The 22,093-nt window shown below is 42.1% G+C and carries 11 protein-coding genes; all 11 read right to left on the bottom strand.

The window, feature by feature from the left end; translation table 11 throughout:
* Positions 1-24: 24 nt before the first annotated feature.
* Entirely contained in the window at positions 25-2,754 is a 2,730-nt protein-coding gene (locus AC3WU2_RS07595) for a stalk domain-containing protein (protein ID WP_492452826.1), read from the bottom strand.
* Between the two features lie 207 nt (positions 2,755-2,961).
* The gene (locus AC3WU2_RS07590; RefSeq protein ID WP_492452824.1) at positions 2,962-6,690 is read right to left on the bottom strand and encodes an Ig-like domain-containing protein; all 3,729 of its coding nucleotides are present in this window, start codon (positions 6,688-6,690) and stop codon (positions 2,962-2,964) included.
* 242 nt (positions 6,691-6,932) lie between these two features.
* Entirely contained in the window at positions 6,933-8,135 is a 1,203-nt protein-coding gene (metK, locus tag AC3WU2_RS07585; RefSeq protein WP_018754738.1) for a methionine adenosyltransferase, read from the bottom strand.
* A gap of 177 nt (positions 8,136-8,312) precedes the next feature.
* Positions 8,313-8,597, bottom strand: a complete 285-nt coding sequence (locus AC3WU2_RS07580; protein WP_492452822.1) for an alpha/beta-type small acid-soluble spore protein — start codon at positions 8,595-8,597, stop codon at positions 8,313-8,315.
* A gap of 50 nt (positions 8,598-8,647) precedes the next feature.
* Positions 8,648-9,163 carry a hypothetical protein gene (locus tag AC3WU2_RS07575; RefSeq protein WP_492452820.1) on the bottom strand — a complete coding sequence of 172 codons (516 nt, stop codon included), beginning with the start codon at positions 9,161-9,163 and terminating at the stop codon, positions 8,648-8,650.
* Positions 9,164-9,172: 9 nt separating this feature from the next.
* Entirely contained in the window at positions 9,173-11,692 is a 2,520-nt protein-coding gene (locus tag AC3WU2_RS07570; protein WP_492452818.1) for a hypothetical protein, read from the bottom strand.
* 159 nt (positions 11,693-11,851) lie between these two features.
* Positions 11,852-14,878: an Ig-like domain-containing domain gene (locus AC3WU2_RS07565; RefSeq protein ID WP_492452816.1), complete on the bottom strand. Its 3,027-nt coding sequence runs from the start codon at positions 14,876-14,878 to the stop codon at positions 11,852-11,854.
* Positions 14,879-15,353: 475 nt separating this feature from the next.
* Positions 15,354-15,695 carry a hypothetical protein gene (locus AC3WU2_RS07560; RefSeq protein WP_492452814.1) on the bottom strand — a complete coding sequence of 114 codons (342 nt, stop codon included), beginning with the start codon at positions 15,693-15,695 and terminating at the stop codon, positions 15,354-15,356.
* Positions 15,696-15,826: 131 nt separating this feature from the next.
* Positions 15,827-19,897: an S-layer homology domain-containing protein gene (locus tag AC3WU2_RS07555; RefSeq protein WP_492452812.1), complete on the bottom strand. Its 4,071-nt coding sequence runs from the start codon at positions 19,895-19,897 to the stop codon at positions 15,827-15,829.
* Positions 19,898-20,079: 182 nt separating this feature from the next.
* Positions 20,080-21,210: a glycosyltransferase family 4 protein gene (locus AC3WU2_RS07550; RefSeq protein ID WP_018754731.1), complete on the bottom strand. Its 1,131-nt coding sequence runs from the start codon at positions 21,208-21,210 to the stop codon at positions 20,080-20,082.
* Positions 21,211-21,327: 117 nt separating this feature from the next.
* Positions 21,328-22,089: a WecB/TagA/CpsF family glycosyltransferase gene (locus tag AC3WU2_RS07545; protein ID WP_492453201.1), complete on the bottom strand. Its 762-nt coding sequence runs from the start codon at positions 22,087-22,089 to the stop codon at positions 21,328-21,330.
* Positions 22,090-22,093 lie beyond the last annotated feature (4 nt).

Genomic DNA, 22,093 nt, shown 5'->3' with positions numbered 1-22,093 from the left:
AGAAGTTAATAGTATCATACCACATCATTGTAATGTAATGGACTTGTTTTTGCCATCCCACTCGACTTTAAGGCCGATTTGCTCCGACACGAGACGTAATGGGACATAGGTACGATTTTTGTAGATGATCGGCGACACTTCCGAAGTATTGCGTTTTCCGTTGGCAATATAATCCTTTTGACCCACCCATAGTTCCATCATCCGATCAGCGCGTAGGACCATGACTTTTTTGATCGAAGATTCCCAGCGCGCACTTCCGCCAAACTCATCCAAGATGACTTTAACCGGCACATAAGTCACGTTATCCTTCACAAGAGGTGCAACTTCAATCTTCTTGTTCTTCCCATTCACGACTGCTGTCGTATTGCTCACTTTGAGCACAACGGTTGGAGTTGGTAAAGCGAGAGAGTTGCTAGATGCAGGTGATTTGAACTGAATATTATCAAAAGCAACCTCACCCGTTAACTGCCGCTCATCCTGTCCTTCCGGTACATTCACGACATAGACCCGCTTCAATTTCATAGAGCTGTTTAGCTTGGAAGAGCTGAGATCAATATTGAGCGTTTTCCATCCTGACCAGTCAATCGCTTTAGCTAGATCCACATAGATTGATTGATTATTCGTATCAACGAATTCTGCGCGCAGCCAGTTCAGACTGTTATCCCCCATCACATCGATACTCATCGAGCTTGGGCTGCCATCTAATGCTTTACCATTCTTGCCGTTCAATTCCGCATAGGCATACAATTTACCTGATGCCTTCGTCATATCGTATTGCAAATCGAGCACTTTGGACTTCTCGCGTCCTGTCACACCAGTCACAACCGCTGCGCTGCCTTGCACTTCCGCTGGAGAACCTGTGAACTGAATCGGATACTTCACATTCTCGAAATCTTCCCACATTTGTGTCATTCCAGCTTGCATTGTCATCAATGCGCTAAAACCATCATACCGCGCAATCGCATAGCCGATTTGGGCATCTTTATTCACTTCATCGACCGTAATGGTATTCCCTTTCACAGAGCCTTTGAACCCAATGAACTCCCACTTCACGGATTCTGCTGGAAGCGACAACGTACGACCATCGATTAATTTCACCGTAATGTCTGTTGCATTCTGAGTACCTGCTTCAAGTGTACCAACGGCGTTACTCAGATTCATTTCCGCCAGTTGGTTCCCACCGACCACTTCAACGTTCATGCTGGTCTTCGCATTCTGGGATTTCGCAATGACTTCCGTCTTCCCTGACTTCAGCGCTTTAAAATTCTGCCCTGTCCACTTCATCGCTTCCGATGAAGCACTCCAGTTCACAGCAAGATTAGATGTATCATACGGGTTGTAGTACGAGTCATACCCTTTGAGTGCATACGTAGCTTCTTGACCGACGAATAGCGTGTTCTGTCCACTAACCATGAGACCCTTCAGTTCACCCTGAGGCGCAGTTGTATAGATCCCAAGACCGTTCACAACCCCACGTTGCGTTTTACCATACTCTGTGTCGAACGTGAGCGAGGTATCTGTATCCCCAAGAGGTCTAGATACCATCGTCGTCGAGCCGCCACCGTCTAAGTTAACGGCTTTCCAGATACCAATATCTTTCATGAAGTTTTGCAGCTCTTTGAGCGTCATGCCAGAACTCGTTCCATTGTCTTGCACGGTCACGACATACGAGGTCTTCTTATCTTGGGAATATCCTACAGCCGTACGCGCACGTGCGCTTCCGCCGCTAATTGAACTTGTACTCCGTGTAAAAGCTGATGGTTTCCCATTCTCGACGAGCAGCGTATGCCCACCGATCATCATTTGGAGCGAATTTGGATCGACTTTCTGCCCGTTCGATGACGCCACGAGGTTATAGTCTACCTGCAGCTTCTGACCAATTTGAACATGCTCACGAATGAAATTGGCTGCTTGTCCATGTGTACGCAGAATGTATCCATCGCCTGGTACCGGCATTTCAAGACGCGTGCCCTCTGAGATTTGCATCACGACGCCGTTCTGTACCAACACTTCGGTAGGCGTTGTCGATGGATCTGTCGGGCGACTCAGCGACTTCCAAGCGCTTGTGTACACATACATGACATTCGCATGGCTATAGGCGTTATTCGGCTCTGTCATATAACTCGCCTTATTTACACCTGCAAGAGGGAAAGTCGCACCGTCTGGTGCTGTCACTTGCCCTTCGAACGTGAAGAGATCAATCACAGGCTCCCGATTCGCTGTTAGTGCAAAAGCATACATTCCGCTCAATTGCGAGGGACTCGACATAAAATCATTGTTAGCAACTTGCGCACCAAGTGGGGCACGATCAGCACCTGAACCCGTCTGGAAATAATCCCCGTTCACCCCAGCGACTGCCCCTGTCTCCTTTGCCATGCCGCCTACCGATTGTGTCGTTGTAAACTGACCATTCTGTCCCGTCATAACATCCATCTTGACATTGGGATTCGTAAGATCAACCTCGATCACATTGACTTTCGCTGTTACGTTCTTATTCGAACGCGTCCCTGACCATTGGTATTCAACCATCTTCGCACCAGATGTAATCATTCCGGATTGGACCTGGACGATATGATCGTTTATTTTCTTACTTGTGGTTGATACCCCACTACTACTAGAGCTCGAAGCCCCATATACGCTGCTATCCGCCCAAATAGGCTGCAAGAGCAACACGCCTGCAACCGTTAATATAAACACTTTCTTCCCGATCACGTATACGCCTCTGCGCACCGTGTTATTGCTGTTCTGTATCATGTTTCGTAGCTCTCCTATTCATCCCATGGTCTGTCAAAATCATCTACCATTATTCGATATATTCTTCTATTTCGAGATTACTCTCTTATAATAGACTCTTTTTTCGCCAAAAAGTTACGTCATTTCCTAGGAAATGAGTCAAATAGCCCAAAAAACCGCCGAAATCTCTCTCGGCGGTTCTCATTCTAGCTCTATTTCATTGTTTTGCTAGTTTAAATATTGGATCGATTGCATCATACGTTTCAACATCACGACAGCTTGCGCACGCGTTGCATTCCCTTGCGGATTGAACGTGTTCGCTGTCATCCCGGCAATAATCTCAGATTGCAGCGCCTTCGCTACAGAGACCTGAGCACTCTTATTGATCTTGCCGCGGTCCGAAAACTTCTTCAGAAGCGTACTAGAATCTGTATCCAGTACAACCCCTTTGCCGACATGGTCCATCGCACGAACAACCATCAGCGCCATTTGCTCACGCGTAATTAAGTTATTCGGCTTGAAAGTCCCGTCCGTATTCCCTTGGATAATTCCGGCTTTGGATGCAGCGCCAATATAGGCACCCTCCATCGTATTTGATGATACATCCTTAAATCTTGCTGCGGATGCTTTATCGCCAGACAATCCAAGCGCTCTCGCTACGAATACAGCAAACTCTGAACGTGTGATCGATGCATTCGGCACAAATGCCGTACTCGAACGTCCTTCTACGACGAATTTCGAGGCAAGCTGCGTAATATCTGCTTTCGCCCAGTGGCTCTGTACGTCAGCATAGTACGCGTTGTTGCTTACGATTCGGTACATGTCGTTGCTCGGGCCCGTGAAGGTCGCGTAAGTAGCGGATGAATCTTTGCCGAAAACCGTAGGGACGTAGCTTAGCTTGCCTGCACCCAGATCGTAACGAACCGTTGCCGTCTGATCTTGATTCACCTGCTGTTTTAATTTCATCGTGTGCTGCATTAAGATTTGCAAATCCAACACTTTTGGCGATGGATTACTAACCAATCCGGATATTCTGAAGTCATAAGGATCCGAAATCGCTTGAGCCCCGGTTCTGCTCATTTCAGAGACCAACGGAATCATGGTCCCACTCGTTTCTTGCTTTTCAATCTGGAGCAGTAACGAAATATTACCTGTTGTTGTGCCAAAGTTCCGTGTAATTTCGCCAAACTTCGCGTTATTTAACGGCAACGTATACATCATGTCACCATGACGGATGGACATATACGTATTTTTATTCTGTACGTATGCATCCTCTAAAGCCTGAAGTGGTATGAGCACCGATGCTGCACGTTCCGTCGCAGGTACGTCGAATGTAACCATCTTATTCATAGAACGGTCTTGTGAAATCACATAAACGAATGCCTCTTTAAGCTTATCTTTATCGATCGAATAACGATTAATCGTTTTTCCTAAGCGTGAACGGTCTGAACTTGTTTTTGCATTTTCTGGCTTTAAGATGTTTAGCCCCGTTGCTACAGGGTTATAACTTTGCTCCGTTGTAAGCAAATTTGAACCTGATGTGGATGATCCCGTCTGATTCGTAACGGTTGTATTCGTAAATGCCTTCATCTCATTCCCATTGCTATCCTTCAATGGATAGCTTCCTGGTGTATAGCTTACCGTCACGGACTGGCCTGCGGTCACTGGGGTCACCAATTGAATGGAAATGGTATCGCCAGTACTATTTAATGTTACGGATTGAAGACTGACATTATTGTTGTTTACCTTCACAGAGAACTGCGAGGAACTTAAACTTGAAGCTGTCGTTACCTTCTCGGATAAATTCAAAGTCAGTGTATCCCCGCTAACGGTTGCTGTCTTCACGTAAGGGATATCTGTATCCAGCGAGATGCCGACCTTCACAAGGTTAAATGCAGGTGCATAGTTACCATTCAGATCACGAAGTCTTGGATCACCTGGTGCATAAGATACCGTAACGGCTTGCCCGTTCGTCACGCTGGATGCAAGCGTCAATTCGACGATATTTTGATTAATCGTAATCGCTGTAACGTAGCGTGGCTTGTCATCGACTAATACTGAGAAGTGACTCTTCATTGGAATATATGCGCTATCTAAACCCTCGTTGTAATTTAGGATCAATTTCGTACCGGATACGCTCGTCGATTCTAAGACGGGAGCCACGTTATCATTATAGTTACGAATGAAGAAGTCTGAAAACGAACTCATTGGTGTACCATAGTAGCTTTTTAATGGATAAGAACCTGGCGAGTAACTCACTTTAACAACATCACCATTACTTACCGTACTATCAAGTGTCAGACTTATGCTAGTGCTGTTATAGGTTGTATTGCTACTGATGCTCTTTGTACTGCCATTTGCTGTTACCGTAAATTGTGCGTAAGCGTATGATGAAAGGTTATGCACGGAATCACTAAACGTTAAGTTCACCGTACGACCGGAAATGGAACCACTCGTAACCTTTGGTAACGTCGTCTCGACCGTATTCTGCACAACTTGATTGTAGAAGCTACTTGCTTTATTTCTTGCTAAATCTTGAATTGGTCTTACCCCAGGAGAATAAGTCACCTTAACATATTGACCCACGGCAACGCCGCTCTGCAAGTATACATACACACGATCTCCACTTACACTAACGCTGGATACGCCTCGACTCTCGTCATTTACACTTACTGTAATATTTGATGTGTAAGGTTCTGAGTTCTGATCTAAATATTCATTATATTGTAGGACGATGGCATTATTGTTATACATTTTTATCGATTGTAGCACTGGTGCTGTATTATCCTGAATTGTCGTTGTGAATGTCCAATAACTTGTTCCCCATCTAGCGTCATTCGGATTACCTGCCAAGTCCCTCACAAAATCACTCGGAATATCAATCGCGTAAGTCGTACTGAACCCCATACTAGACTGAGGGATAATGGTCACTGTACGACGATCGGAACTTAGCGATGTACGTCCAGTAATTGTGTTTGCATTCGTATTAATTGGACGCAGCGATATAGAACTGGTGTTCAATTGAACATCTTCGCTAAAAGTTAATGAAATTGTTGCTCCGATTGCTACATTACTTGATCCATCTGTAGGTGTTTGGCTTATGACATAAGGTTTCGTCGTATCCGTAGCTACACGGAATGTCCAAGTTGAGGAACTCAAAATGCCTGCGTATTGGTTATACGCTTGATCCGTGAATGCACCTGCATCGATTAATACGTAATAAGTAGTGTTGCTGTTCAGAGCACCACTTGTTGGGTTAATCCGGATAACTGTTGAGCCTCCGCCGATCACTTGTGATGAATTGACAGAGATCGTATCCACAGGCTGGTTGCTAGCGTTGTAAATTTTAATATTCCCGCTACCTGGGTAAACGACTTCATTAAAGGTTAGCGATAATGTCGAAGCAGCCGAAACATTTGTGCCGTTCGAAGGTGAATAACTCGTTACAACAGGCGCTGTATTATCTACCGTTCTTACTGTATTAAAAGACCATAACGCACCCGATAGTCCTGCAAATGGCAAATCTCCACCATCGATCGTGTTCTTGATTGCATCCGGGTCGATCGTAACGTAATATCTCTTATTAGCGACGAGTGCTTTATTCGAAATAGATACAAATTTACCACTAATGCTTACTTCACTCGTATTCACGTCGATCTTCTGATATTCACTACTTGCGGATTGATCCACAATCGTAATATAACCCGATCCTTTCGTAACAGGCTGATCAAACACAATATCCAATCGCGTATTTACACTAACTTCTGATGCGTTATGTGCGGGTATCGTATTCAAGATTTGTGGAGCAGAATAAACTGCGTTCGTAACACTCGCTACTTTTACCGCAGACTTGCTCCCTGCTTTTTCTTGGCTCCCGGCTGCCGACACAGGTAACAGTCCAATGACCAACTGTATCACCATCACACAAGCCAACCATAAAGATAATTTTTTTCTCATTTCATCCGCTCCCCTATGTATTGTTCCATTGATCACGCTAATTCGCATGTGATTGTATGTAGAAACGGCCTAATCCCTATGCATGAAAGTTCTTCATATCATAAAATAGACACTCGTAACTATATTTTCGGTAATTTCGTCGAATTAGTTTAGTCCTGGAGTTCTGTTCCTTCGAAAAAACAAAAAAAGCCCCTGCGTGCAAGCACACAAGGGCATGTTCTTCATCCCAATTGGGTATTCAATTAAGCGTTAGCTTGTTCCTTCAACAATTCCGCTTTGTCTACGCGTTCCCACGGAAGATCTACATCGGTACGGCCGAAGTGACCATATGCTGCAGTCTGACGATAGATCGGCTTGCGAAGATCCAACATTTTGATAATGCCTGCTGGACGAAGATCGAAGTTGTTCTGAATCAGCTCAACCAATTTCTCTTCGCTTACTTTGCCTGTTCCATACGTATCAACATTAATGGATACCGGTGTAGCTACACCAATCGCGTAAGCAAGCTGGATTTCACATTTATCTGCAAGGCCTGCTGCAACCAAGTTCTTCGCTACGTAGCGCGCTGCATAAGCTGCGGAACGGTCCACTTTCGTAGGATCCTTACCGGAGAATGCGCCGCCGCCATGACGAGCATAACCGCCGTACGTATCCACGATAATTTTACGTCCTGTAAGACCTGCATCCCCTTGTGGTCCGCCGATAACGAAGCGTCCTGTTGGGTTAATGAAGTATTTTGTCTTGTCATCGAGCAATTCTGCTGGAACGACAGGCAAAATAACTTGTTCTTTAATGTCTTTTTGGATTTGCTCCAAAGTGACTTCTTCTGCGTGCTGCGTCGATACAACGATTGTATCTACACGTACAGGTTTACCATCAACATACTCAATCGTAACTTGTGTTTTGCCATCAGGACGAAGGTAGTCCAATGTACCATCCTTACGCACTTCGGACAACCGACGAGCGATACGGTGGGACAATGCAATTGGTAATGGCATCAATTCAGGTGTCTCGTTCGCTGCAAAACCAAACATCAAACCTTGGTCACCTGCACCGATACTTGCCGTCTCTTGGTCCATTTGAGCGGGGTCACGGTCCTCAAGCGCTGCGTTAACGCCTTGAGCGATGTCTGCCGACTGCTCATTTAGGGAAGTCAGAACGGCACATGTATTATAATCAAAGCCATATTTCGCACGTGTATACCCAATTTCCTTAATCGTATTACGTACGATGGCTGGGATGTCCACATATTCCGATTTGGTGCTGATTTCTCCAATAACAAGCACAAGGCCTGTTGCAACAGAAACTTCACACGCTACCCGAGCGTTCGGGTCATTTGTTAGAAAAGCATCCAGTACCGCATCCGAAATTTGATCGCAAATTTTGTCCGGATGTCCCTCGGTAACCGACTCTGAAGTAAATAAGCGTCGTCCATTTAAAGACATCAGTTTTCAACCTCCAACTCAATAATATTATTATGGCATTAATCTATAATACCTACACATAAAAAGGACCTTTCCCGGTTGGAAAAGGTTGTATTACATCCTTCGACAAAAATATTACTTCATTTGGACTACAATGTCAACGAATGAATAATGTAAGATCATGCCAGTATACTATGGTTATCCTTGAAGTAATGTGCGTTGTGCTTCCTGAATTAATCTCCGGGTAATTCCACCGCCGACGAATCCTACATCCCTCGACGACAGGTGTCCCCAATCATCCTTCGTTGCATAAGCTTGGCCACCCATCTGATCGCCTAATTCTCCAGCAAATTCCGAAGAGAGATCACTTGAACGACTCTGCGGGTTGGCCACGCTTAATCCTAATTCTGCAGCAATTTCATACTTCATTTGATACAACGCATCACGGCTGGCTGGTACCAGTTTACGATTTCGGCTTGACATGAAAGCTACACCTCCGTAGTGGATTCAGTTGCATCCTTAGTATGCCTCACTTATTTAATATCGTATCCGCCACGTACCATTACGGTAAGACCGTTTTTCTGCTTCGCATCTGGCATTACACCGCGTCCATCCCGCGGAAACAGCAGCAAATGATTGTTCACAACAGCCTGCTCATTGGAAATATCTTTACCATCTGTCAGGTCAGATATTCCATTCGCATCTGGACTATATACCACGGCTTTACCAGCTCGTACAATAAATTCCGTTCCGGCCTTCGCAATGAGCTTCTCACCGCTCTTAATTGTTACCACCTTCATCTCACTGCTTTCAGCGTTCTTGTCCGGGTTCTTGCCTGCTCCGCCCGGCTGCTTCGCTAACTCAGCCGCTACGAGTTTCTGGACCTGCTCATCCACGTAACTCTTGGTTACGACGGGATCGTCCACGGAGCCTGGTTGGGAGCCACTAACTGTGGCTCCGTCGGCGCTGGTTGAGATTACGCTGCCTAGTAGAAGACTGCCTGTGAGTAAAGCAATGCTTAGTAATGAATATTTATGTAGTTTGTTCATTTGAATCTCCTAATCATGGTTTCGATTCAGGTTTTGCGTGCTATAGTAGTAACCTTGCGATGCAATTAACACTTTTTCACCTTGGAATTGATCGTAGATGTTGATTTTGAAGGATCCAGACTTCAGGTTCGCAAAAGCTTCATTATCGAAACTTGCCGAACCACTTAAGTTCGTTCCTACTTTAAGTTCCCCAGATTCCAATGTAAGCTCTTTGCTGATCAACTTACCAGTTGATGTGTCTTGCAGTTCCATCACGACTTTATGTCCGTATTCACCCATTTCGTAATCTTGGTTTCTGGACAAGTCATAATCGAAATCTACTCTTACGGATGATGTACCTGATAATGAACCTGCCAAGTTCTTAATCGACAGCTTGTAAGGGAACAAATCAAGATCCATAAGGTTAATTTTTGATTCAATCTTCGTCTGGCTTAATTCAAGTTTCACTGCATTTACGTATCCTGTAGCATCGCCTTTTGGTGGTGTCATCTTATCGTCAGACACACCTTCTCCGATAATTAGCTTCAACTTGCTATAATCAACACTTCTAGGCAACTTCGTCCACAACATCACTATATTTCTACCATCAGGACTTGTAGAGTGATCTACTTGACTAACAGATGCTTTATAGTATTGATTATTATCTGTTGCATAGAAACCAACGATATGAGATAAGTCGGCTTGTCTATCTTCAATGTTTTTCATCACAAGCTCTGTATATATGATATTTGAACCTGTACCTGGATAAATGATCGTACGACGCTCAGTAACCTCTGATCTCTTTCCGGCAGTATCTACTGTGTAGATCTTACCATTCTCTATTGTCGGGATTTTGCTAATTGATCCTGTGTTAGATAATTGAATTAAATCATTTGAGTTCTCTCCAAGTTTCTCACTCAATAAAATTTGCAATTGATTAAAGGTTAAATCATATGGAACCTTCGTTGAGAGGTATAGATCCAATTCTTTCCCTGGTCCTACAAGTAAACTACCATTACTTTGCACTATTTTTGAACTGTCTGCGTTTTGAATTCCATCAATTTTAAATAATCCTTCAATTTTCGGAATTTCTATCGATTTAACTAGGCTATCATTTTTAATTTTGATCTTAGCAGTAATCATATCACCATCCGACCAAGGTAATCTCTGAATGGAGCTCAATTTCAGACTAAAGTTACCTTTAGCATTTTGAATATAATAACTAGAGCCAACAGAAGTTTGATTTGCCTCTACTTCAGGTACACTGAATATCGCTACCGGATAACTAATCGCATCCTTCTGAGCCGGGTCCGTTGGTTGGTTCATGAATAACTTCAAATTCTTGAACTGCATGTAAGAAGGAAGGCTTACATTTAATCGAATATTCACTTCCTCTTGTGGTTTCAGAATAACATTATCTAATGCTTTTGTGGTCAGTGGGAGTGTGTAACCCTCGCCTGTGTGTACAACAAAATTGTATTTTGGAATCGTGACTGTTTGAGCACTTGAATTCTTAATATTAAGGCTAATCGTTGCTTGAGATTCCGAGTTGCTCTGATTGAGCCATACATCAGAAATCTTAGATACGACAGTACTATTTCCGATCTTAATTTTCTTTTCTTCCTCATTACCTTGGTTCGTATTCTTCGTTTGAATAGGAAGCTGGAATGTGGCTACCGCAATTGTAGAATTAACTCCTTTTTCCGTTGAATCATCTTGTAGAATTTGTAATTGTAATTTATCAGTTTTTGTACTCGCTGGGATGACAGCAATTAAGTTTAATGTTTTGCTATCCTTCGGCTGAATTTTAAAATCAGTTCCCGTAGTATCCACCTGCAATGGATAATTACCACCATCCGGTGTTTTCACTACAAACTTGTATTTAGGATCTTCGAGGACCTTTATTCCCGTATTTTTTAATCTCAAAGAAACATTCACATAATAGTAGTTATCAGACTTGTACATAAATGACTGATCTATAATTGCATTAACAGAGACATCATTTATTTTCATTGATTTTGCTTTTCCGGATGGAGTTTCAGTGTTGTAAGCGGTAGGGACATTAAAAACACCAAGTTTTCTTTCGTAGTTCGCTGCACTAAAATCCCATTTCACCATTTCAATATTCAGATCACTTATCTTCGAGACATTGCCGACTTTAGAGTAATATGTAATACTCACTTCAGATTGCGGAGCAATCTTCTTCTTGTCTTTATCCTTGATCATCAAGTTGCTTGAGAAAGATGTTCCTGTTTTAGTTTTCACTCTTGTCCAAAAATCAATTAATGATAATTCCTTATTGTCCCCATTCTTATAAGTCAATGTGTAAGATAGCACATTTCCGTCATCTTGAGTTAATAAGTTTATATCGGTTAAACGTACTGAACTTTTTGCAGAGATACTCACTGGTTTTAAATTTGCAACCGTTTTTAATACTTGAGTTTGCTGTGTATTCGCTTGTGCAGCATCTATTACGGATATTGCTGTAAATGATTGGCTCATCATAACTACAACTGCTAAAGTAATAGCGATCTTATTATGTCTTTTCAATTATTTCTCCTCCTTCAATCATGAAAACTACTATTATCTTCTATATTATAAACGCACTCACCTCACTTTTAGTTTCGATTTTGTTATTAAATTTCGTTTTATATTATATTGACGCAAAAAAAGACCTGCCCGAAGGCAGATCTTTTTTGTTACTTCATATTATGCTTTTACAGGGATGAAAGATTGGAAGAAAGTATCTGTACCTACAACTTTGTTAGCTTCAGGTTTAGCACCATCTGTGATGAAGTTCGTGATTGGTTTAACACGAAGATCAACAACTACTCCAGAGTAAGCAACACCGTTATTGATTGTTACGACAACAATGCTCTTAACGTCATCACCTTTAGCATTTTTAGCATAAGTTAATTTGAATCCAGTTCCTGGAGCTACTGTTTTTCCATCAACTTTAACTTCAAAGTCGAATTCTGCATTAGCATTAAGTTCTACATCTTCAGTGAAAGTAACTTCCACTTGGTACGTAGCGCCACTTACAGTAGCCTTGTTTTCCACACTGCTAACTTCAGGAGCAATTCCATCAGTAACAGTAGCGGAAGGTAGATCAGAAGCTACTTGTGTTCCTACAGGAGTTACAAGACTTCCATTTTTGTTAACTGTAACAGTTACATCAGCGTTATTTCTTTGGCCAGTCGCACTAAGTTTAGTGTCATCGGACAATGTTAGAACTACTTTGTCACCATCTACTTTAGTAGCAACTACGGATGCTCCGCTTACTTTGAAATCAGATGGAGAAGCAGAACCGGATTGAAGATCTTGGTTGAAGTAAACTTCAATTTCTGTAGTTGAAGTTGCTTTTGGAGCACCTTTCAACGCGATTGCTTGAGCTGGCGAAAGAGCCTTTTCAGATTGCAATCCTTTCAACATGTTGCCTGCAGAGCTCTTAACCAATTGAACTTGAATAGCTTTTACATCATTTGCAACATCTACATCGGATGGGAATACGATAATTGCAGCTTTAGCATCCGAAGTTGTGTTGATGTATGTTCCATTTGGAAGTGAAGTTAGATCACCTTTTTTATTTTTATACATATATTTAGCTGTTTCTACGATGGAACCATCACCACTAACAGCCATTTCTTTATCAAAAGTAACGACAACTTTGTTACCTTGATAAGTTGCACTTGTTACAGTTGGATTTGATTTGTCAGCAACTTCTAGAGCTTTGCTGAATGGCATCATTACATTTTTCAATGTTGTGTTATCAGATACACCAGTTACTTCTAGTGTATAATTTTTGCCACCTTCAAGAGGTTGGAACAATTCAACTGTAACTGTTTTAAGATCTGCAGCTAATTTAGCAGTTTTCAATGAAGAAACTACTTTACCATCGCTGTTTTTCACAACGTAGTTAGTTCCTTTTTCAGCAGACTCTTTATCTAATGATTTAGAGAATTTAACAGTGATTGTTTTCATATCTTCTTTTAGCTCTGTACTAACAATCTCTGGACGAGTTTGGTCAATTACAGGGTTTACTGCTACTTTAGTATCTTTTGCAATTACGTTACCGGAGTAATCTTTCACACCGTTAACATACAAATCAGTAGCATACAACAAACGGTTACCTGTTTCAAATTCAAACTCATAAGTGTCGTCAGCAATTACGTTTACTTTGCTAGCGACTTTCTTAGTGGAACCTTGCATCCAGTAAACATTAGAAGCAAGTACAGTTGATTTGTCTACTGCTTCACTGAACTTCAAAGTCACTTTTTCAAAAGTAGCTTTGTCAACAGCAACTGTAGGAGGTGTTACATCTTCTACTACAGTGAACTTAAGGTCAGTAGATTGGTTTTTCAAGTTGGAGAAGTCTGCAACGCCATTAACTGTAATAGTGTGTTCAGCATTTTCCAATTTGTTGTACAATTTCAAGATTACTGTGTTACCAGTAATATCAGTAGTACCTACTACATTCTTACCATCAACTTGGAAGTTGTTGGAGTTAGCTGTGTAGATTGGCTCGCTGAAAGTAAGACGAACAGCTTTGTTACCCAAAGCTTCTGCCTTAGTTACAACTGGCAACGCTGCATCTACAGGAGTAAATTTGATGTCAGTAGCTGACAACACTTTGCTTCCTGCGCGAACGTTAGCAACAGACAATTTGTATTCTTTTTGGTTAGAAAGACCTGGAGTTGCAAGACCAGTAGTTTCAACAGTTAATGTTGCAACTTTCTTATCAGCAGACAAAGCTACAGATTTAACAGTTGGGTTGCCTTCACCTTTAACAGTGTAGTTACCTGCATCTGCACCAGTGATTGGATCAACTTCACCGTCGAAAGTTACTTGTACTTCACGAAGGTTATCTGCTTTAACAGATTCAACTTTAGTTGCATCAGTTACAGTCCAAGTGAACTTAAGAGTTTTCTCTTGGCCATTTGCACGTTTAACTGTTACAGTGTTCTCTTTGTTAGCTTCAAGAGCTTTTTCAAGCTTGAAGGATTCTGGTTTGTCTTTTGCATCAGAGAAAGTTACTTGAATGTTGTTAGCATCAACAACTTTTACTTCATAAGAAACTTTAGCTTTCTCGATTTCAACGCTTGCTGTGTAAGCAGCGATTACCAATTGCTCACGAGTAGCAGCTGCTTTGAAGTTAGCGTCTGCAGGGATCAATCCAGCTTTAACAGCTGCATCAACATAACCTTTAGCCCATGCGGAAGCACCGTTTTCAGCTGTTGCAGGAACTTCAAGTTTCATTGCAATTACAAGAACTTTAGCCATTTGTTCAACAGTTACATTACCGTTGAAATCAAATGCCACTTGACCTTTTTGGTTTTTCGAACCTTCCATCAATCCTGCTTTGGATACAGAACCGATGAATGGAGCTGCCCAGTTGTTAGTTTTTACGTCAACATACTTCGATGTAGCTGTCGCTGCATCATCTTCAAGAGAAAGAAGTTTAGCAACAACTTTCGCGAATTGACCGCGAGTCATCTTTTGCTCAAGACCTGCAGTACCGTCTGTAAAGCCCTCGAAAACCCCTGCTTTAGTAAGTGCATCATATTTGTCTTTTGTAGTAAGTTCTTTCTCTGCACCAAATGCTACAGATGCGAACATCGAGAATGCCATTGCTGTGGATAATGCGATAGATAAAAATTTCTTCATAACCTTTATTTCTCCTCCTTGAATATCTTTCACTTTATTAGATTTAGATAAATTGTAGCTCTTGTTACTCATCGCCGATTCACCCCCTTCCTCGAGTTGAGCAAAATTCCTATAATTCATGTCTGTAACCTGTTAGTCACAGAAACTAGTAAACATTAGCATGGTAAATAGATGTAGATTTGTAACCCACCCTAACATTATACAATGCGGATATAGTGCCGTAAAGGCATAATTTCAAATCTTACCCTATTACTTTGTCAAAAAATGACTGTTTTGCGAAACTAGAGTCGGTTTATTGCTGCTCTGTTGTATTCACATAATGTTAGACGTCTGAGTTTCTAAAAAGTTGCGGTTTCTCAAAAAAAATTTTAAGATAATCAGAACTTGCTATCAGTTTTGACATCAACATTTTCCATATAAAAAAGCCACGGTTGTTAGTATATCATTCTGCTATACGGTCGTCATCATGCAAAAACTGTAAATATTTTAGGAATAAAAAAGACACCTTGCAGGTGTCTCTTGCTATTCCAATATAGTTATGTGAATCTTATCGAATTCTCATCGCAAGATCAATGATTGTAGCACGTGCTTGAGGATTGGTATCCAGGTTCTGATACATCCGATCAAAGCTATCTTTATTATCGAGGTAAGTCTTCTCACGTTTGATTGTCGTATGAGACCAGCTGATCAATTCATTCTCCGCTATTGTCAGCGCATTAAACGCATCATGGAAGCCTGTTTCTTGAACGAGCTCTTCCATAACCTCTTGCGTAATCTCACGCAGCACTCGAGTTTCTTCGATACGTTTCTGCATAACCTGCGATTTCTCTTCGAATTTAACTTTCGCTCTTTGATAATCCACTTGCGGTTTGGCCAAAATTTTATTCATATGTTGAACTCCCTTAGTCGTTTTTCAATTATTGTATCCCAAAGTAAACAAAATTACAAAGTCTCACCAAAGAATTCCTTTTCTTCCCCACATAACTGCACAAAAGAAAGGGAGCTCGAGGCTCCCTACTTTTAATTCGAGTAAATTTTAGGCAGTTTCTTCATATCGGCCATGACTCGCGAGATGATGATCGCTGCATCACTACGAAGTAGTCGTGCATCAGGTTGGAAATTGAACCCTTTCTTAGGGTCCGTTGGATCAATCGGAATTCCAGTAATGAAATTCTTCTTCGCAATTGCTGCAATGGAAGGCTGAGCATAGTAATCGATCTTGCCACCATCTTGGAAGGCTTTATTCACTGCAGCCTTAACCTTAACAGGATCTGTTTCTAGCTTCAAGTTCAATGCTTTGGCAATCATTACAGCCGCATCTTGTCTGAGAATGTGACGATCTGCTCCAAAATATTGAGGTTCTACCCCACGTACAATCCCTTTACGGGCTGCAGTCTCAATATAGCGGAAATCCCACAATCCATCGAGATTAACACTCTGAATCGTACTTGGAATATCTGTAAAATGCTTCGGATCTCCTTCGTAATTTAACGGGATCTCAAGCGCACGAACAATCATACGGGTAAACTCTGCACGTGTTACATATTCATCTGCACCGAACATGCCTGATGGATCAACAGCGTTCATTACGCCTTTTGCGAAGATCGTCTCAATCGCATCACGAGCATATGGATGTAGAACGGTATCATTAAAAGAATAACCTAGTTTTGCAACAACATAATATCCGAAACGCGTAAATGGTACTTTGATCACGTGCTTCTTCTGATCTACTACGCCGCCGATATTTTCCCATTGCTTAAGGACAGGATCGAAACGGAACACCGTAATTAAACGGCCTGCATCCTGCGTCATCGTTGGGTCATAGCTTAACGTTAGTGTACCTGGCTTCGATGGAACAAGCTCACGATCTGCACTTCGCATGAAGAAGAACGGAACGTTCTGATTCTTCAATGGGAACGGATCATTACCATACATAATTGGATCATAAGCCATACCTGTGCTAATATCATCAGCCATACCAGGATCTAACCAGTATACGGAGCTAGCCTTGACAAATCTCGTCGGGAAGTTTCCTCTATAAACTTGCTTACCATATTCCAACTCAAGATTATAGTTGGCTGGTACTGGCTCAAAATCATGACGGTCAATAACACCATCTTCCGGATTCGCAATTGAAAATAAAATGCGATTTCCTGTATAAACCTGTCCCTTGAATTTATCTGTTGCATTGTAATCTGTACGAACGAGATTCGTATCCTTTGCGAACGATAAATTTAGTTTACCTTCAAATACTTTATGAGAACTCTTCATCAACTCCATAACCTGCATACCAGGAATCGTAGTTGGCACATACTTCACAGTAAATGAATCCTTCGTTACTTCTTTACCTTTAGTAATAACGAGTTCAATTTTGTTATCTTTGTTAGGTTTTAGATCATACACCATGGCTCTGAAAGCTTCAAAGCTGTTCGCCGTCGTATCATCATTGTCCGGATCATACATAAACTTCTCTGCTGGTTGCTTCTGAATCGTCATCTTCTCTGCACCCGGCGAAGATATCACGACTTCAACATAATTCTGATTCAGAATACGTTTCTCAACCTTAGGCTTCTCAATTGTGTAAGGAATAGCAATAGGTTGAATTTCAAGACGATATGAAGCAAATGGTCCATTGTCACCACTATTATATACGTAAATATTGTAAACCTTCGGACTACCATCTCTTGGAAGCTCATGATTTAACATGACAAACGAGAAATTCTGTTGTTCATAATCGTATACTACGGAAATACCTGGGACATCCGAACCTGTCTGGAATGTCTCACCATCTTGTTTACCAGTAAATGTATTGGCTAATGACCATACAATTTCTTTCTCGCCCGGTGATGTAACTCGAACTTTATAATTCGTTAAAGCAGTGCCTCCTGCTAGACTTGTTAACTTCGCAGTAACTTGGTTCTTATCATAACCTAAATCGATAAAATCAAATGTTCCGAAAATATTCATATGAGCTTGTTTGGACATATATACGCTGCCCTTTTTCTCAAAGTTCGGATCATTTACCTTCGGTGTGTTATAGCTCGTACTATACGGAAACACACCATCAGTTCCCGGTGCAGGGATTACAGGAAGATTAGTAGGTATCAAAGTAAGTTTGATTGACTGTTCATAGGTATTCTTCGATGTCTTGAATACAAACTTAATCGTGTTGTCACCCGTTTTGTACAAGGCATCAAATGCTTTTTGTGCTATGGTCGTTTTATCCTTTAATTCAAATTTCATTTTATCTGTCTGCCCCGACTTCACCCCAAGGTCAACAAGCGTATTGTTAACATACAAGAATACACTTTGCAGCTGAGAAGGTGTTCCGGTAATTGTCTCATAACGAATCTCATCTGTATTCGCAATGTTGAATATTTGTCCCGAGAAATAATCCAGATCACCCATTAGGTAATCCTTAGCATCGGCACGTGTCGTATCATATTTAACAATTTTACCATCAAACAAAGAGCCGTATTTAACAAAAGGTCCGTATAGCAACGTTATTGGGACACTCTTTTTTGATCCACTTCCAAGACTAATCTCAAGTGTCATCTTCCCTGCCGTTGGCAATTTCGTTATTTTAAGAAATAGTCGTAGAAACCTCTGCTCAACACCATTAATCGTCTTATATACATATAGATTAGGTACACCTGTAATCATCTCATATGCATAGCCTGTTGTTGGCACTGTGTTCCCTAAATTGTCGATAATTTTAGATACACTAATGGTATTAGATCCCGTTGGGTTCCCCACTAGGACCTCCACACCGACAGGTACTGAGTTCACATTTGCATTCGTCATGCTAATCCCTTGCATCGTTTCAAGCTCTGCTGCTGTCGTACTAGCTGTATATCCTGGCAAATAATTCACATCATATATATACGACTTGCCTTGATCGTTTAACGTAAACTGCATTAGACCAGATTGATCCGTACCCGGAGTAGGTAACTTCACAAAATTCCATCCACTAAATTGGATCGTGTGTGGCTGATCCAGAGCTAATGCCCCTAGACCGGCATCAAATTTGAGTGTCATGAATTTTGTGCTTGGATCTTGTGTAAATCCTGGTTGTTCAGTACTTACACTCGTAATGTCAGTATATACCGCGCCATTTACCGAATACTTCAACGCCGCTGCAGAAAGATTACTCACGGATGGTTTGTATGTACCCGTCGTTGCAGGGGCTACAGGTGGAGTATACAAAACCGGTACAATAACTTTCCCTGTTACTTTCAGAGCATTTGCTGTATTTATTGGAATATTCGGATTTGTCGCTAAATCTCCAGAATTCACGCCATCTGTAATATTCAAATCGTAGAAAGTCACTTCACCGTTATAAAATGCGATTTCCCGTGTCGTCTCCATAACTTGGTTGTTGTTATAGACTTTAATGTTCAGGATGTTCTTCCCTTTACGGATATTTACTGGAGAAGCAACGAACTTCCAGTTATCCGTACTGCGTACGGTATAGTCCCAACTCTTATTATTGACTGTCACAGTAACTTTCTCAGCATTCGGTGCATTCCCCGTAATACTGATATCTGCTGTCGTACGGCCATTCGTCGAATCAGAGTAGACAACCGTAGTCGAATCTTCTTTTACATCGAAATTATTACCATTTAATGTCGCAATCAGATTATACATCATCGGTGCATTGCGGTATTCAATGTAGATTGAATCTTCTACATTAGAAGTCCCTTGCGTGCCTTTGAATGTAATTCGGTTCAGACCTGGAAACAATTTAATATCAAATACTTGAATGCTTGAGCCGTTCATTGTGATATTTCCCGTCTGCCCCTCACGAGAATCAACAATGACTTCTTCGTACTCTGTCGTTGAACCCGATTTTAGTTTCTTGTAAATCTGTACAACATCATAAGAGATTGTCCGTCCAATAACGTTATGGATGGTACCATTTAGTGTTAGACGTTCACTGTTCACAATACGAGCGGCATCATTAAGATTGTATTGCTCATTGGGAAAGGCAAAGTTGTGCGCATCAATCGCCGCCTCTGCCTTATCCGGCGCGAACGGGATCAGCGTCACCAATAGTGCGATCGCCATAATCATTGATAATATCTTCTTCAAAAGTAAGTCCTCCTTTAGTAGATTAACGATGAATTCAAATACCCTCCATGGATTTATCTATGTAGTGTAGTTATCGGTCACTTCGTGCCGAATTTTTAGAGATTTGGTAGGAAAAAGTAGACCAGAAGCAGAAAGCCCCTATCGCTAAGCGATAGGGGCTCTTAAGAATATCTTCTATAAGATTATGATTTCGATTGTGTTTCCGTTTCGGTCTTCATCAAGATTCGGCTGAAGAAGTGAATGACCGGTTTCTTCGACTTGTCCACGATGCCGATGACTTCGGCTCCGATCTGCAAGAGGAAGATTAGGATGAATGCGACGATGAATGTCACCCAGTTCGCTGCATGCGCAGCGGCAACGGATTGGATTACCGCTAGTACACCGAAGAAGGTTGCAATCGCGTAGATCACTAATACGGTTTTGCGGTGACTTAGACCAAGCTCACGTAGACAGTGATGCAAGTGTCCTTTGTCTGGCGCAAAGATTGGTTTCTTGTTCCGCCAACGACGGATAATTGCGAAGAATGTGTCCGAGAGCGGCACCCCGATAATGAAAAGCGGTGTTAAGAAGGATACAACCGCCACTTGCTTGAACCCGAGCATCGAGAGCATCGCAAGGCTGAATCCAAGGAACAGGGATCCCGAATCACCCATGAAGATCTTCGCCGGGTGGAAGTTGAAGAATAGAAACCCTACAATACTTCCAAGTAATAAGAGACTAATTAGGATAACGGTCGTGTTGCCCATGATGAAGGCCATCGCGAGTATTGTAGAAATCGCAATACCCGATACACCTGCTGCAAGACCATCCAGTCCATCGATCAAGTTAATCGCATTCGTCACGCCAACGATCCAGACGATTGTTAGTGGAATCGCGACCCAATCCGGCATCGAAAAGTAACCATGACCGAACGGGATATTGACGAAGTCTACTGTAATGCCGAAGCCGAAGACCACGACACACGCAGCAATAATCTGTCCTAGTAATTTTACTTTAGCGGATAATTCAAATCTATCATCGAGTGCACCGATCAATACGATAATCGATCCACCTGCGAACAACGCTTTTACGAGATTACCTTCTCTGCTTGCAAACATATTGTCTGGCAACCAAGGCAACAGTAATAGAAAAGCAATTCCAAATGCGAAGAAAATTCCAAGTCCGCCTAATCGCGGCATAATGCGTGTATGCACTTTACGAGCATTCGGCATATCCATTGCGCCGACCTTCACTGCAAATTTCTTCACTAGCGGCGTAAGCACGAGCGCTAACCCTAATGCTAATATAAAGCCGATTCCGTAAACCATTCCCATTGGTCTTTTCAACCCCCATTTTATCTACCGGAATGAATTATACTCTGTTCATATTCGAAATGCTATCCCTGTTTTTATCCATTTCGAAGAGATTTTCAGAGGATTTCATCGATAATCTCATGGTTTTGTGACGTTTTCTTTCTCGCGTATCACTTTCCACATGAATTCCGGGAGCGCAAGCATTCTTTTGAATCGCCAAGGCTCCTTCATGAGACGGTAGAACCATTCAAGCCGCATTTTTTGGAATAGCCGCGGTGCTCGTTTGAGCTTACCGGAAATGACATCAAAACTGCCGCCGACCCCCATCATAACCGGAACATTCAATTCATTCCGATACTTGGCAATCCATGGCTCTTGTGTCGCAGCAGAACGTGCAACGAACAGGATATCCGGCGCAGCCTCTTGAATCTGTGACACCACTTCGTGGTCCTCATCCTCGCCAAAAAATCCATTCCGCACGCCCACAATCTGCGCATTCGGATATTGCAAAGCAAGTCTACGCGCAGCTTCGGTAATAATCTCCTGCGAAGTGCCTAATAGAAACACACGCCACTCACGCTCATCCCCGAGCTTCATGAGATGATGCAGGAGATCAAACCCCGTAACACGTTCTGGAAGCGGACGATTCACATAATTCGCTGCCCATACAATGCCAGCACCATCCGGGACGACGAGATCAGCCCGTTGCATAATCTTCAGCATCTGAGGGTCATTCACTGCAGCCATCACCATAATCGGATTCGCCGTAATGATGTGATTTGCTTCACGCCGTTCAATCGCCCTTGTTAAATATCGCACCGTATCCTGCATATTCATCGTTGAGAACGGTACGCCGAAGATCGGCAATTTCTCCACTGCTACTGCTTGTTGACTGCTCATGTTC

The organism is Paenibacillus sp. EB106-05-06-XG162 (genome assembly GCF_058791655.1).
This window is presented reverse-complemented; position numbering and strand designations above follow the sequence as displayed.